General features: G+C 31.7%; 16 protein-coding genes. 8 read left to right on the forward strand and 8 right to left on the reverse strand.

What is annotated here, in order from left to right; translation table 11 throughout:
* The first annotated feature begins 5 nt into the window (after positions 1-5).
* The 3 genes from BUB70_RS01115 to BUB70_RS01125 all read left to right on the forward strand — a co-directional run bounded on the left by BUB70_RS01115 (position 6) and on the right by BUB70_RS01125 (position 2,634).
* The gene (locus BUB70_RS01115; RefSeq protein ID WP_073117844.1) at positions 6-335 is read left to right on the forward strand and encodes a hypothetical protein; all 330 of its coding nucleotides are present in this window, start codon (positions 6-8) and stop codon (positions 333-335) included.
* A gap of 86 nt (positions 336-421) precedes the next feature.
* Entirely contained in the window at positions 422-1,948 is a 1,527-nt protein-coding gene (locus tag BUB70_RS01120) for a SulP family inorganic anion transporter (protein ID WP_073117845.1), read from the forward strand.
* 56 nt (positions 1,949-2,004) lie between these two features.
* Positions 2,005-2,634, forward strand: a complete 630-nt coding sequence (locus tag BUB70_RS01125; protein WP_073117846.1) for a carbonic anhydrase — start codon at positions 2,005-2,007, stop codon at positions 2,632-2,634.
* A gap of 53 nt (positions 2,635-2,687) precedes the next feature.
* On the opposite strand, the gene trpA is transcribed toward BUB70_RS01125, so the two are convergent.
* The 7 genes from trpA to BUB70_RS01160 form a co-directional block, all read right to left on the reverse strand.
* Positions 2,688-3,455 carry a tryptophan synthase subunit alpha gene (gene trpA / locus BUB70_RS01130; protein ID WP_073117847.1) on the reverse strand — a complete coding sequence of 256 codons (768 nt, stop codon included), beginning with the start codon at positions 3,453-3,455 and terminating at the stop codon, positions 2,688-2,690.
* On the reverse strand, positions 3,448-4,653 hold the full coding sequence (trpB, locus tag BUB70_RS01135) for a tryptophan synthase subunit beta (RefSeq protein ID WP_073117848.1): 1,206 nt from the start codon (positions 4,651-4,653) through the stop codon (positions 3,448-3,450). The genes trpA and trpB overlap by 8 nt, the downstream gene beginning before the upstream one ends.
* A gap of 104 nt (positions 4,654-4,757) precedes the next feature.
* Positions 4,758-5,387: a phosphoribosylanthranilate isomerase gene (locus BUB70_RS01140; RefSeq protein ID WP_073117849.1), complete on the reverse strand. Its 630-nt coding sequence runs from the start codon at positions 5,385-5,387 to the stop codon at positions 4,758-4,760.
* A 90-nt stretch (positions 5,388-5,477) separates the two neighbouring features.
* Positions 5,478-6,260 carry an indole-3-glycerol phosphate synthase TrpC gene (gene trpC / locus BUB70_RS01145; RefSeq protein WP_073117850.1) on the reverse strand — a complete coding sequence of 261 codons (783 nt, stop codon included), beginning with the start codon at positions 6,258-6,260 and terminating at the stop codon, positions 5,478-5,480.
* A 51-nt stretch (positions 6,261-6,311) separates the two neighbouring features.
* The gene (trpD, locus tag BUB70_RS01150; protein ID WP_073118556.1) at positions 6,312-7,301 is read right to left on the reverse strand and encodes an anthranilate phosphoribosyltransferase; all 990 of its coding nucleotides are present in this window, start codon (positions 7,299-7,301) and stop codon (positions 6,312-6,314) included.
* Between the two features lie 38 nt (positions 7,302-7,339).
* On the reverse strand, positions 7,340-7,933 hold the full coding sequence (locus BUB70_RS01155) for an anthranilate synthase component II (protein WP_073117851.1): 594 nt from the start codon (positions 7,931-7,933) through the stop codon (positions 7,340-7,342).
* Positions 7,934-8,004: 71 nt separating this feature from the next.
* A complete protein-coding gene (locus BUB70_RS01160) occupies positions 8,005-9,399 on the reverse strand; it encodes an anthranilate synthase component I family protein (protein ID WP_073117852.1) in 1,395 nt (464 codons plus the stop codon).
* A gap of 293 nt (positions 9,400-9,692) precedes the next feature.
* On the opposite strand from BUB70_RS01160, the gene BUB70_RS01165 reads away from it, so the two are divergent.
* Positions 9,693-10,082 (forward strand): DUF805 domain-containing protein, encoded by a 390-nt coding sequence (locus BUB70_RS01165; RefSeq protein ID WP_073117853.1) that lies wholly within the window; start codon positions 9,693-9,695, stop codon positions 10,080-10,082.
* Positions 10,083-10,133: 51 nt separating this feature from the next.
* Here the strand turns inward: BUB70_RS01165 and BUB70_RS01170 are convergent, their stop codons facing one another.
* On the reverse strand, positions 10,134-10,886 hold the full coding sequence (locus tag BUB70_RS01170) for an RDD family protein (RefSeq protein ID WP_073117854.1): 753 nt from the start codon (positions 10,884-10,886) through the stop codon (positions 10,134-10,136).
* Between the two features lie 23 nt (positions 10,887-10,909).
* On the opposite strand from BUB70_RS01170, the gene BUB70_RS01175 reads away from it, so the two are divergent.
* Genes BUB70_RS01175 through BUB70_RS01190 form a run of 4 tightly spaced genes read left to right on the forward strand, consistent with a single transcriptional unit; the run spans position 10,910 to position 14,821 of the window.
* Complete coding sequence (locus BUB70_RS01175) at positions 10,910-11,887, forward strand: stage II sporulation protein M (RefSeq protein WP_073117855.1); 978 nt, start codon at positions 10,910-10,912, stop codon at positions 11,885-11,887.
* Positions 11,884-12,585 (forward strand): hypothetical protein, encoded by a 702-nt coding sequence (locus tag BUB70_RS01180; RefSeq protein WP_143155215.1) that lies wholly within the window; start codon positions 11,884-11,886, stop codon positions 12,583-12,585. The genes BUB70_RS01175 and BUB70_RS01180 overlap by 4 nt, the downstream gene beginning before the upstream one ends.
* Complete coding sequence (locus BUB70_RS01185; protein WP_073117857.1) at positions 12,582-13,859, forward strand: DUF4350 domain-containing protein; 1,278 nt, start codon at positions 12,582-12,584, stop codon at positions 13,857-13,859. Before BUB70_RS01180 ends, BUB70_RS01185 begins: the two co-directional genes overlap by 4 nt.
* A complete protein-coding gene (locus tag BUB70_RS01190; protein WP_073117858.1) occupies positions 13,847-14,821 on the forward strand; it encodes an AAA family ATPase in 975 nt (324 codons plus the stop codon). The genes BUB70_RS01185 and BUB70_RS01190 overlap by 13 nt, the downstream gene beginning before the upstream one ends.
* Position 14,822 lies beyond the last annotated feature (1 nt).

Genomic DNA, 14,822 nt, shown 5'->3' on the forward strand with positions numbered 1-14,822 from the left:
AATATATGTCTAAACAACGCAAAACAAGCCTTTCAAAAATCATAATAATGATAGGAATGGTGTTTTGCGTTGTTTTTGCTTCTACTTTAAAAGCTGCCATAGACAACCTTAACAATCCCAAAAAGACTTGTCAACTTGCGGAAGAAGAACAAGATGATGAGGATACCTGTAACGAAAAAGAACTTTTCTCAAAGTTTTTACACCCTGTAAATGCTATCCTTAATATTGCTTGTATCCCTTCTTTAAAAACCACTTATCAATGTGTATTCCACATTAATAAACCACGATTTAAAATACATACACCCCCTCCAGATTTTTTTGTCGTTTTTAGCTAACAGATTACTTTAACTAAAGCTATACAAACACAACACCCATTCTAAAATTGAGGGGTATTACTTGTTATGCTTAAAAACATAAAAAAATGAAACTATTTAACGTTAATTATTACTTATTTAAAAAAAATATAAAAAAAGACTTCTCTGCTAGTATAGTCGTTTTTTTAGTAGCACTTCCCTTGTGTTTGGGAATTGCACTGGCTTCTGGAGCTCCTTTATACTCAGGGATTATAAGTGGAATTATTGGAGGTATTGTTGTAGGAAGTATTTCCAATTCTGCCTTAGGAGTTAGTGGACCCGCAGCTGGTTTGGCAGTAATTGTACTACATGCTATATCAGATTTAGGAAGTTTTGAAATATTCCTAGTTTCTATCATTATTGCTGGACTTTTACAATTAATTATGGGGCTTTTAAAAGCTGGAATTATTGCTTATTATTTCCCTTCTTCTGTTATCAAAGGAATGCTTGCTGGAATTGGGATTTTAATTTTTTACAAACAAATTCCAAATGCTATAGGAATTACATCTCTTAATGAAATTAGCAATGGTATTCATTTAAATGTTACCATTATCACCTTAATTTCTTTAGGAATTTTATTGTTTTGGCAAACAAGATTCATTCAAAAAATTGGTTTTTTAGCAGCTATCCCTGGAGCTTTATTGGCTGTAATTGTTGGAATTTTACTTCAACTATTCAGCTTACCAATTGAAAACGATTTTTTAGTTAAAATTCCTATTGCTACTTCTCCTGCAGAGTTTTTCAACAACTTTACTTTCCCAGATTTTGGAACAGGATTAACAAACCCAAAAGTATATACTACAGCCATTGTAATTGCCGTGGTAGCAAGTTTAGAGACTTTGTTATGTGTAGAAGCATCAGACAAACAAGATCCTAAAAAAAGAACAACCTCTACCAATAAAGAATTAATTGCCCAAGGAATTGGAAACATGTGTGCTGGAATTGTTGGTGGTTTGCCAGTAACTCAAGTTATTGTTCGTAGTTCTGCTAACCAACAAGCAGGTGGACAAAGTAAAGCCTCTACTATTTTTCATGGAATTTTGTTATTTATTAGTATCCTATTAATTCCAACTCTTTTAAACAAAATACCTTTAGCTACTTTGGCTGCAATTTTACTTATTATAGGTTATAAATTGGCAAGTCCTTCAAATTTTAAAAAAATGTATAACCAAGGATGGGATCAATTTTTACCTTTTATTGTAACTATAGTAGGAATTGTAACTACCGATTTGTTAATAGGAATTGGACTGGGAATTACCGTGGCAATTTGTGTTGTTTTAAGAAATAATTACAAAATTCCATATTTATTAGAAAAAGATACAGATGGTTTAATTCATACATATTTCATTGAACTTTCAGAGGATGTAACCTTTTTAAACAAAGCATCTATCTTAAAAATGTTAGATAAAATTCCAGCAAAAAGCAAAGTAGAAATCAACGCAACCAAAACACAGTTTATCCATAATGATGTTATTGAAATCATTCAAGACTTTGTAATTAAAGCCTCTAACAAAGAAATCCAACTAACAGTAATTGACTTAGATTTACACAAACAAGGGAAGCCATTGCCTCACTATAAAATTATAAAAACCTAATATCTAACCTTATTAAAGAATAGATTTTATTAAATTTAACTTCTAAACATTTACAAATGGATATCAATAAAATATTTGACAACAATAAAGAATGGGTAAAGAATAAATTAGAATTAAACAATGATTATTTCAAAGATTTATCTAAAGGACAAAGCCCAGAGATTTTATATATAGGTTGTGCAGACAGTCGTGTAACTGCTGAAGAATTAATGGGAGTTGGTCCTGGAGAAGCATTTATCCACAGAAATATTGCTAACATGGTTCCTAATACCGATTTAAGTGCCATGTCTGTTATAGATTACGCACTAACTCATTTAAAAGTAAATCATGTTGTGGTTTGTGGTCATTATTATTGTGGTGGGGTAAAAGCTGCTATGCAGTCTGAAGATTTAGGCATTTTAAATCCTTGGTTGCGTAATATTAGAGATGTATACAGAATTCACAGAAAAGAATTAAACGCTATTGAAAACGAAGACGAAAAATACAATAGATTGGTTGAATTAAACGTTCAAGAGCAATGTGTAAATGTGATTAAAACTTCTCAGTACCAAAAAGCTTTTGCTGATAGAAATGTAACAGTTCACGGTTGGGTATTTGATATTCACTCAGGAAAACTAATAGACTTAAAAATTGATTTTGAAGATAAACTTCATGATATTCAAGAAATCTATAGAATTATTTCATAAAACAAAAAAGAGGCTGTTTCCACAGCCTCTTTTTTATCTTTAATATTTAATGTTTATCCAATAATATCTTTTACAAAAGCATCAATATTATCAACTCCATTTGCACCTATATACTTTACAAAAGCAGAACCAATAATAGCCCCGTTTACATGATTACAAACCGTGTCAAAAGTATCTTTACTAGAAATTCCAAAACCAGCAATCAAAGTACTTTTTAAGTTGTATGATTTAATTCTATTAAAATAATCTATCTGAGCATTAGAAATAGTTCCTTTGGCTCCAGTAATTGATGATGACGCCACTACATAAATAAATGCATCTGTCATTTCATCAATTTTACGAATTCGTTCTTCAGAAGTTTGAGGCGTGATTAAAAATACATTAGACAAACCATATTTTGCAAACATCGCTTTGTAAGTGTTCTCATATTCTATCATAGGCATATCTGGCAACACCAAAGTTTCTATACCAACAGATTGACATTTTTGACAAAATCTTTCAGCTCCATATCTCACCACTTGATTAAAATACCCCATGGCAATTAAAGGAATATTTACCTCATCTTTAATCTCTTCTAATTGATTAAAAATCACATCTAAATTAATTCCATTTTTTAAGGCGACAGAACTACTTTCTTGAATAGTAGGTCCGTCTGCCATAGGATCAGAATAAGGCAATCCTACTTCTAAAAAATCTACTCCTGCAGCTTCTAAACCTTTAATTACAGTAGTGGTATCATTTAAATTTGGATACCCAGATGTAAAATAAACAGAACACAATCTGTTAGGCTTTTCTTTAAATAGTTGATTGATCTTACTCATGATTTCTAGCTTCTCTTTTTTCTAATTCGTTGATATAAGTTTCCAAATCCTTATCTCCTCTACCCGATAAATTAATCACAATAACCTGATCTTTTTTCAAGTCCATTTTCCCTAAAACAGCCAAAGCATGAGAACTTTCTAAAGCTGGAATAATCCCTTCTAATTCTGTTAATTCAAAAGCAGCATCCAAAGCTTCTTGATCAGTAGCATTCATAAAAGTTCCTCTACCACTTTCAAACAAATGTGCATGTAAAGGTCCTACTCCAGGATAATCTAACCCTGCAGAAATTGAATATGGCTCCGTAATTTGTCCGTATTCATCTTGCATTAAAATGGTTTTTGATCCATGAATTACTCCTACTTGTCCTAACTGAGAGGTTGCTGCACTTTCTCCTGAATTAATTCCCAATCCAGCAGCTTCTACGGCTACTAAAGCCACTTCTTCATCATCCATATAATGATAAAATGCACCTGCTGCATTAGATCCTCCACCAACACAAGCAATAATTGTATCTGGATTTTCTTTTCCAGTTTGTTCTTTTAACTGCCATTTCATTTCTTCTGAAATAATAGCTTGTAAACGTGCTACCATATCAGGATAAGGATGTGGCCCCACTACAGAACCTATTAAATAATAAGTTTCTTCTGGGTGTTGAATCCAATCACGAATGGCTTCATTAGTAGCATCTTTTAAAGTTTTAGAACCACTAGTTGCCGCCACTACTTTTGCTCCTAACATTTTCATACGAGCCACGTTTGGAGCTTGGCGTTTGATATCCACTTCTCCCATAAACACAATACACTCCAAATTCATCAAAGCACAAACTGTAGCTGTTGCCACACCGTGCTGCCCCGCTCCTGTTTCGGCAATAATTCTTTTTTTACCTAAGTGCTTGGCAATTAAAATCTGTCCTATAGTATTGTTTACCTTGTGCGCTCCTGTATGATTTAAATCTTCTCTTTTTAAATAAATATGAGCTCCATATTTTTTAGACAAGTTAGGTGCCAAATACAAAGGCGTTGGCCTCCCAACATATTGTTTTAATAAATACAAATACTCTTTTTGAAAAGCCTCAGAATTGATAATCTCTAAATAATTATCTTCTAACTCTTTTACGTTTGGATACAACAATTCAGGAATATAAGCCCCTCCAAATTGTCCGTAATAACCATGCTCGTCTACTTGAAATTTTGACATCTCTTTATGTTTATTTGCTGAACTGTTTATTTGTTAAATCGATTTAACGATTACAACTAAAACAAATCAACTTTTTTAATCCTTAATTTCTAAACCGTTCTCGACTACGCTCGAACACCTTTTATTTCTCTAAAAAATTGTTGTAACAAATTCACATCTTTTTCCACTCCTTCAACTTCAAACTTACTGTTGATATCTAAAGCATAAATAGGTAAATCTGTTTTTAAAATTTCTTTTACTTTTTCTATTTCTTCTACTCCAATTCCACCACTTAAGATAAATGGTTTCTTGGATGGATAGTTTTTTAACACCGACCAATCAAAAGTATAACCGTTTCCTCCTTTGTCTTTTCCCTTGGTATCAAACAGAAAGTAATCTACAAAAGATTCGTAAGCTGCTAATACAGAAAAATCGAACTCGTCTTTAATTGAAAAGACTTTAAATAACTCAATATCTAAATCGTAACTATTTAATTCTTGACAATATTCTACAGATTCTGATCCGTGTAATTGCACCGCTTTAAATCCGTATTGATTTACTTTTTGAACCACATCTCCAATAGGAGCATTAACAAACACCCCTGTTTTTTTGATATTTTCATCAATTTCTGGAATCTCTCCTTCAAAATTTCTAGGTGATTTTGGATAAAATATAAAGCCCATGTAGTCTGGTTGTAGTCCAGCTACCGCTTTGATATTCTCCTTGTATTTCATTCCACAAACTTTGGTTTTCATGTTTCTTTAGAAATGAGTACAGAGTATTAAGTATTGAGTACAGTAGCTAGACTAGCTCTGTACTTTGTACTAACTACTTTGTACTAAAATTTACAATTGTCCTACAAACTCTTTACAAGCTTGACCCGGATTATCTGTTTTCATAAAGTTTTCTCCAATTAAAAACCCTTGAAAACCATATTGTTTTAATCCCATAATAATTTTAGGATCACTAATTCCACTCTCAGAAACCTTGATACAACTATCAGGAATTTTAGAAGCCAATTCTATAGAATGTTCTAAATCTACCTTAAACGTATTTAAGTTTCTGTTATTAATTCCTATGATTTTATCGTGAGCATCAATTTTATCCAACTCTTCTTGGGTATGGATTTCATACAATACATCCATTCCTAAATCAGTTGCTAATTGACCGTAGTTTTTTAACTCTTCTTTGGTTAAACAAGCAGCTATTAACAGAATTACATCTGCACCAATAGCTTTTGCTTCTACAATTTGAAAACCATCTACCACAAAATCTTTTCTTAGAATTGGTTTTACTTCGTTAATGCTACGTGCTTTCATCAAATCAACCATGGTCCCTCCAAAAAAGTGAGTATCAGTTAAAATGGATTGTGCTGCAACATTGGCATCTAAATAACCATTGGTTACTTCTAGAATATCAGCCTTATCGTTAATAATTCCTTTAGAAGGAGATTGTCTCTTAAACTCAGCTATAATTCCTGTAGAACCAACTTCTAATAAAGATTTTTTTAAAGAAAATGGCGTTCTTTTAAAATTAGGGCTCTCTACTAATTTTTGAACTGGTACCTCGCTTTTAATTTTGGCAACTTCCTTTTTTTTGTATGCTACTATTTTTTCTAAAATTGTCATGATATAATTAACAATTATGGTTATTGTTCTCGACTACGCTCGAACGCCTTTTTATAATTCAACTAAAGTTTTTAAACTCTGTTTTGCTTTTCCTGATATTAAACTTTCTTTGGCTTTTGCAAAAGATTCTTTAAACGACTTGCTATGATCAAAAGTCATTAAAGCATAAGCGGCATTTGTTAAAACTACATTGTTTTGTGCTTCAGTTCCATTTCCATCTAAAATAGAAGTAAAAATTTGTGCAGCTTCAGGAACACTATTTCCTCCAAAAATATCAGATGGTTTAACAACCTTCATTCCTATTTCATGAGGCTTAATAATTTGCTCTTTTTCTTTGGTATACATTTTAAAATTTCCTGTTAAAGAAATTTCATCATATCCATCTAAAGCATGTACTACTGCAAAATTATCAGACGTTTTGCTTAGCACTTCTTTATACAATCTTCCTACATATAAATTAAAAACTCCCACCATTTGGTTTTGAGGCATACTTGGATTGACCAAAGGCCCTAACATATTAAAAAAGGTTTTCATTCCTAATTCTTTTCTAACAGGCCCTACTGCTGCCATGGCAGGATGAAAAAGAGGTGCATGTAAAAAACAAATACTAGCTTTGTCTATTTGATTTTTTAGAATACTCTCATTATTGGTAAACTTGTATCCTAAATATTCTAACATATTTGAAGAACCCGATGCAGATGACACTCCGTAATTACCATGCTTGGCAACTTTGTGTCCCGTTCCTGCAACAATAAAAGAAGTTAAAGTTGAAATATTAAAAGTATTCTTTCCATCTCCACCCGTTCCACACAAATCAATAGTATTAAAATCTGATAAATTGATTTTCAAAGCCAATTCTAACAAAGCTTCTCTAAATCCAGAAAGTTCTGCTACCGTAATGGGTCTCATTAAAAAAACCGTTACAAATGATGCTATCTGAGAGTGATTACATCCTCCATTGGCAATTTGTATAAAAACTTCTTTGGCTTCTTGTTGAGTTAAATGTTCGTACTCAAATAATCTCGCTAATATTTTCTTCATTTTCTCAGTATTAGGCATCCCTCAATAGTTATCTACAACTACTTATTACTCATTTCTTTTTGTGCATTCTCTATAAACTCTCTCACCATAGCTTCACCATCTGGCGTTAATATAGACTCTGGATGAAATTGCACAGCACTAATATTATACTTTTCATGTTCAATAGCCATCACACCACCATCTTCATCTAAACAAGTAATTTTTAATTCTTTTGGCATGGTTTCCCCATCAGCAATCCAAGAGTGATAACGAGCTGCTGTAAAGAAAGTTGGAACTTGTTTAAAAATTAAAGCATCTTCATCTACTACTTTCATTTCTGTAGCAACTCCATGAAAAACATTGTCCATATTAATGATTTTTCCGCCAAACACTTCTGTAATAGCTTGTAAACCTAAACACACGCCAAAAATAGGTCTCTTTCCTGCATATTCAGCAATCACATCCTTTAAAATTCCTGCTTCATCAGGAACTCCTGGTCCTGGAGACAACATGATTAAATCATAATCTCCCACCACTTCTAACGGAATTTCATCATTTCTAAAAACATCTGGTGTTTCTCCAGTAATTTCCTCTACCATATGAACCAAGTTATAGGTAAAAGAATCGTAGTTATCTAATATTAATATTTTCATACTTTTTTAGCTTTTGGCTCTTGGCTCTTGGCTATTAGCTAATGACTAACAACTAAGGGCTAAAAGCTAATTTATATTTTCTCTGCCAGTACCAAAGCTTTCTTTAGTGCCGCTAACTTATTATTTACTTCTTGTAACTCTCCTTCTTCTGTAGAATCTGTAACAATTCCCGCTCCCGCTTGGTAATACAATGTGTTATTTTTACTCACAAAAGATCTAATGGCAATAGCTAAATTTACCTCTCCAGACAAACCAATTACCCCTACAGCTCCACCGTAAAAACCTCTACTTTGTGCCTCGTAGGTATCAATTAATTGCATGGCTTTATATTTTGGAGCACCACTTAAAGTTCCTGCAGGAAAGGTATCTCCAACAATTTTTAAAGGATTCCCTTTGATTTTACCTTCTACAGTAGAAACCAAGTGAATTACGTGACTAAAATATTGTACTTCTTTAAAAACCTCGACCGTTACATTCTTAGCATGTTTACTTAAGTCATTACGTGCTAAATCTACCAACATTACATGTTCTGCAGTTTCTTTTTTATCGTTCGATAATTTTTCTCCCAACAAATGATCTTCTCTTGCGTTTCCTGTTCTTCTAAACGTTCCTGCAATTGGATTGATGGTTGCAATTCCTTTTTGTACTTTAATTTGTGCTTCTGGTGATGAGCCCATCAAACGGAAACTACCATAATCAAAATAGAATAAATATGGAGATGGATTGATGGAACGTAAGGCTCTATACAAATTAAAATCATCTCCTTGATATTTTTGTTGAAATTGTCTAGACAAAACAATTTGAAAAACATCACCACGCTTACAATGTGCTTTTCCTTTTCTTACATATTCTTTAAACTCTTCATCTGTACAGCTTGATGTTTCGCTATCTGCATCATAAGAAAAACTTTGTGTTTGATAAGTTGGATTGTTAATAATTGAAATAATTTCATCAATATTTGATTCCTCTCCTTCTGGAACATTTTCAATCACAACCATTTCATCATTAAAATGATTGATGGCAATTATGTATCTGTAAAAACTATATTGTAAAAACGGAATGGCTGATTCTGCTTGCTTAGCACTTAACTTAATGTTTTCAAAATATTGAACTGCATCATATGTTGAATATCCATACAAACCATTATAGGCCTTGTGAGCTTCATCACAATCTGTTTGAATAAGATCACTGTAATATTGAAAAATTTCGTGAAAATTTCTCTGCAAAGGAGCACTTGTTAACAACTCTCCTTTATACACTAAATTTAAAGCCTCTTTTTCAACTTTAATATTTACCAAAGGATCTATAGCCATAAAAGAATAACTATCTTCTTTTGAATGATAGTCTGAACCTTCTAATAAAACGGTGTTTGCAAAACGATCTCTAAATCTTAAATAAAGCGACACAGGAGTAACTGTATCGGCCATTTGTTCTTTAATAACGGTCTTAAACTGTAATTTTTTCATACGTTATAAACTATAAAAAAAGGCTTATCGTGAGATAAGCCTTTATATATTTATTTTTTTAAAATACACATTGATACTCACGCTTAATTAATTAAGAGTGTACCACCACCAAGTATTTTTTCTATCTAATTTCATTGACACAAATTTAACATTCATTTTTAATAAACCAAATTATTTGAGTTCTAAATATTTTAAGTGTTTTTAAGAAGGAAAAGTTATTAAAATAACCTCTACACAAACTCTTTTTAAAAGATTTTTGGTACTTTAACTAAAATTATAAAACTATAAAAAAAATGAATTGGTTTATAAAAGTATTAAAACAATACGCAGATTTTAACGGGAGAGCAAGAAGAAAAGAGTATTGGATGTTTACATTGTTCTCCTCATTAATTAGTTATGCTATACAAGGAATATATTACGCTACAGAGATGGAACCTTTTAACTACTTAAACATGGCATTCTCAATAGCCATTTTAATTCCATCTTTAGCAGTGTCTGTAAGAAGACTCCATGACGTTAATAAAAGTGGTTGGTTTTTATTATTATACCTTTTACCAATTGTTGGTTGGATTTGGTTACTTATTCTACTCTGTAAAAACGGAGAGGAAGGTCCAAACCAATATGGTTCTGATCCAAAAAACCCTACTGATGAGTTAGATGAAATTGGTACCGCACAAGCTTAAAAATTATAACAATAAAAAAGCCTCTTTAAAATTAAAGAGGCTTTTTTTATATTACATATTCTGAGTGTAATAATTATAATCTTTAATTACCGTATCTAAAAACTGTTCTGTGGTTTGTTCTGGTAATGGTTCCTTATTCATAACTATCACTACTTTTTCTCTTAACTTTATTAACAAGTCTTGATCTTTTTTTGCTTTCGCTCTGATAAAATTTTCTTTGATAATTCTTACATCATTGTCCGACAACCTTACTACTGAAGGATAAGTAGGTTGATAGTTATTAGTTGAAATGGTTTCGTCTAAAATAGTGTGACTAATATCTACTTTATTTCTTAAACTCACTACGGCTGTTCCAGAAGCCATTCCTCCCAAACGTTGTCCTTTTTTAGAACTCCCTATAAAAATCAACGCAATAATTCCAGAAAACATATTTAAATCTACAATACGCATGATCCACCTGATGAAAAAATCTATAAAACCTGTTTGGTAACCATCAATTTTTAAAACCTTAAGTTTCATCACTTTTTTTCCTACGGTTTGTCCGTTAAAAAAAGCCTCCATAACAAGCGTATAAAAAATAACTGGTATCCCTAAAACAATTACAACCGCCATCATAGACCAGTTGTCTAATCCTTGAAAACTTTTTAAAAGATCTAAAAGCCCAAATAAAACATAGGCTACTATTGATATATAGGCTCCCTTAATTAAGAAATCTATAAACCACGCTAACATACGATGATTGAGCTCTGCAGACTTAAAATCTAAGTTTACATTTTGCGTAGTGGTTATTTGTATTTCTGCCATTTTATCAGGTTATTTGTTTTACTATGAGAGAGATTGCATTTATCAAACAAAATAAGGAAAAATGGTTGCAGTTTGAAAGCGCAATCAAAGAAAAAAACATATCGCATCCAGAAGAGTTATCAAAACTTTATTTACACTTAATTAACGACTTGGCTTTTGCGCAAACTTACTACAAAAAAAGCAAGTTGGTAGTGTACTTAAATCACTTAACTATTCTAGCATTTCAAAAAATTTACAAGTCTAAAAAGGAAGACAAAAACAGAGTTTTACAGTTTTTTTTATTAGATGTTCCCTTGCTTTTTTATACTTATAAAAAATACATTTACTATGCATTTATCATTTTTGGACTTTCAGTGGGAATAGGTTTACTATCTGCTATTTATGATGACAGCTTTGTTAGACTTATTTTGTCTGATGGATATGTCAACCAAACTCTGGAAAACATCAAAGAAGGAAACCCTACAGCCGTTTATAAATCGGGGACTAACTGGGGAAGTTTTATAGGGATTACTTTTAACAATTTATACGTGGGCTTAAAAGCATTTGTCTTTGGAATTACGGGTGGTATTGGTACTGCTTATGTAATGTTGTATAACGGTATAATGCTAGGATCTTTTCAATACTTTTTTGCCAAACACGGAGTTTTATTACAAAGTGTTAAAGGAATTTGGATTCACGGTGCCATGGAAATTTTTGCGATAGTAATGGAAGGAGCTATTGGATTGATGTTGGGGGCCAGTATTATTTTCCCTAAAACTTTTAAAAGATTAGATTCTTTTAAAAGAGGAATGAGAGATGGAATTAAAATGATGATTGCCACTTTTCCTTTTACCATTGCTGCCGGATTTTTAGAAGGATTTGTTTCAAGATACGGAAATGATATGCCAACAGCTCTTGCCTTTTTTATCATACTAAGTACATTGAGTCTGATTTCCTATTATTTTTTAATTTATCCGCATAAAGTGGTGGCTAAAATAACTTCTGATTCTTCTTTGGTATGATAGCAAAAAACTTAAAAAACATTTTTGCGATTGCAATGTTACTCCTCTGTAATATACTGTTGGCTGCGAATGATACCATTCAGAAAGCACAAAGAGCTATTCCCGAAAATTTTAAAGAAGCATATACTTCTAAAGATTACGTATACAATAGTGATCCTACTTTTATGGAATCTTTTAAATTATGGTTAAATCAATTAATCTATAATTTTTTTAAAAACTTTGGTATTACTAACAAAGGTATTTATTACACCAAACTTGGCTTTTATGCTCTAATTGCGGGTGCTGCTATTTATATTATTGCTAGGATGTTTTTTTATAAAGAAGGAGCATGGATTTTTAGAAAAAACAAATCACAAAACAATTTAACCTACCAAAACGAAGTAGAGATTATTGAAATGGCCAATTTTGAAGAGTTGATAAAAAAAGCTACTCAACAAGAAGATTATCGTTTGGCAGTGAAATATGGATATTTTTGGGTGCTTCAAAAATTTGCAGAAAAAGAAATTATTGAATTGAGTAATCTAAAAACAAATGCCGATTATCAATTAGAAACAGAAGACACGCCTTACCACAAAACATTTAAAAGCATTTCTTATTACTACAATTACATTTGGTATGGGGAATTTATCATAGACAAAACGGCTTATGATAAAGTAGAAACTATTTATAAAGAACTATTAAACAACATCAAATCATGAAAAAGAAAGGATTTATTATTCTTGGGATTGTAATTGTTGTAGTTATAGCTATTATTGATAGTATTACGCCCAAAAAAGTAGTTTGGACTCCTACTTATAACGAAAAAGAAACCAGTCCTTTTGATTTAAAAATATTTCACGATCAACTAAATGATATTTTTAAAGAGGAAAAAATCACAACCATCAAAAATACTTTTTACGAGTATTATCAGGAAAAACCTTTTATGGGGTTAACCGCTAACAGTACTTATATTAATATTGATGAACAATACCAACCTGACCCTAGTTCAGAAGAAAACTTGTTAGAATTTATTGGGAAAGGTAACATTGCTTTTATTAGTGCTAATAATTTTTCGACATCCCTTTTAGACAGTTTAAAACTCAATAACACCATTAAAAATCAATCTTTGCTAAATGTTGATCGTTTAAAACTCTCTTTAAAAAATAGTGCCGATGTTTTAAACTATAAAACCAAATTTAAATTTCAACAGTTTTATTTTAAAGACAGCACTAACTATAAAGCTTTGGGAATGGTCTCTTTTAAAGAAAATGACAGCATTACTATTCGTAAAAACAATTTCATCGAAGTAAAATATAAAAGAGGTTTATTTTATTTACATACCCAACCCGAAATTTTCACCAATTATTATTTATTAAAAGCAAATAATACAAAATACATCAATCAACTATTATCTAGCATTCCTAGTAAAATATCTAGCGATTTAGATGTCTATAAAACAAAAGATTTTGTACCTGTTCAACCAATCAAAAGCACCGTTTATTTTGAAAGTAATTTTAAATCAGATGATGCGCTTACCAATTCTCCTTTAAGATTTATCAAAAGTCAAAAGGAATTATATGCTGCTTGGATTCTTTTAATCATCGCCATAGGGATCTTCTTGCTAATTAACGCCAAAAGAAAACAAAGAATTATTCCTATCATTCCAAAGGTGAGAAATACCAGTATAGATTTTGTAGAAACTATTGCCATTCTTTATGAAGAGGCTGATAATTTTCAACCTATCATCCATCATAAAATCAATATTTTTTACAAAAACATCAGGAATGCCTATAATATTGTAACAGACAATACCAATCCAAAATTGGTTGCTCAATTGAGTTTAAAATCGGGATATGATCTTAAGAAAACAAAAGAATTGATTCGTTTTGTAAATGCTCTTAAAGTCAGAGAAACCTCCTCAATTACCCTTTTAAAAAAGCTAAATAAAGAAATAGAAGATTTTAATAAAAATACAAACACATGGAAGAATTAGAGTTTACAAACCGTATAGATTTAACCGAGTTGCACGAAGGAATTAACACCATAAAACAAGAGATATCTAAAGTAATTGTTGGACAAAAGAACATGGTTAATTTATTATTAACCGCTTTGTTGTGCGAAGGTCATGTGTTGATAGAAGGGGTTCCGGGTGTTGCCAAAACGGTGACTGCAAAATTATTGGCCAAGACTTTATCTATTGGTTACCAAAGAATTCAGTTCACCCCAGATTTAATGCCATCGGATGTATTGGGAACTTCTATTTTTGATTTAAAAAAATCAGAATTTGAGTTTAAAAAAGGGCCTATTTTCTCTAATCTTATTTTAATTGATGAGATTAACAGAGCACCTGCCAAAACCCAAGCTGCTTTGTTTGAGGTGATGGAAGAACAACAAATTACCATTGATGGACATCAGTTTAGTTTAGATTCTCCCTACATGGTCGTAGCGACTCAAAACCCAGTAGATCAAGAAGGAACTTATAGATTACCCGAAGCGCAATTAGACCGTTTTCTATTTAAAATTACTGTGGATTATCCAAATTTAATGGACGAGGTAGAAATCATCAACAGAGAACATTTGGCTACACAACCTAAATTAGATTTTGTAACAGCAAGCATTACCAAAGAACAAATATTGGCTTATCAGCAATTGACTAAACAAGTAATTGTTGAGCCTAATTTAATTAAATACATTGCAGATATTGTAGTGAGTACTCGTAGCAATTCGTTTTTATATTTAGGAGCTTCACCAAGAGCTTCTATCGCTTTATTAAAAGCATCAAAAGCGTTTGCAGCCATTAACGGAAGAGACTTTGTTACGCCAGAAGATATTAAGCAAGTAGCCATTCCTGTGCTACAACACAGAGTAATTGTAACGCCTGAAAGAGAAATGGAAGGAATTACAGCAGCACAAATTATTAACGACAGTATTCAATCTACAGAAATTCCTAGTTAAG

The organism is Wenyingzhuangia marina, assembly GCF_900130035.1.
Classification (GTDB): Bacteria; Bacteroidota; Bacteroidia; order Flavobacteriales; family Flavobacteriaceae; genus Wenyingzhuangia; species Wenyingzhuangia marina.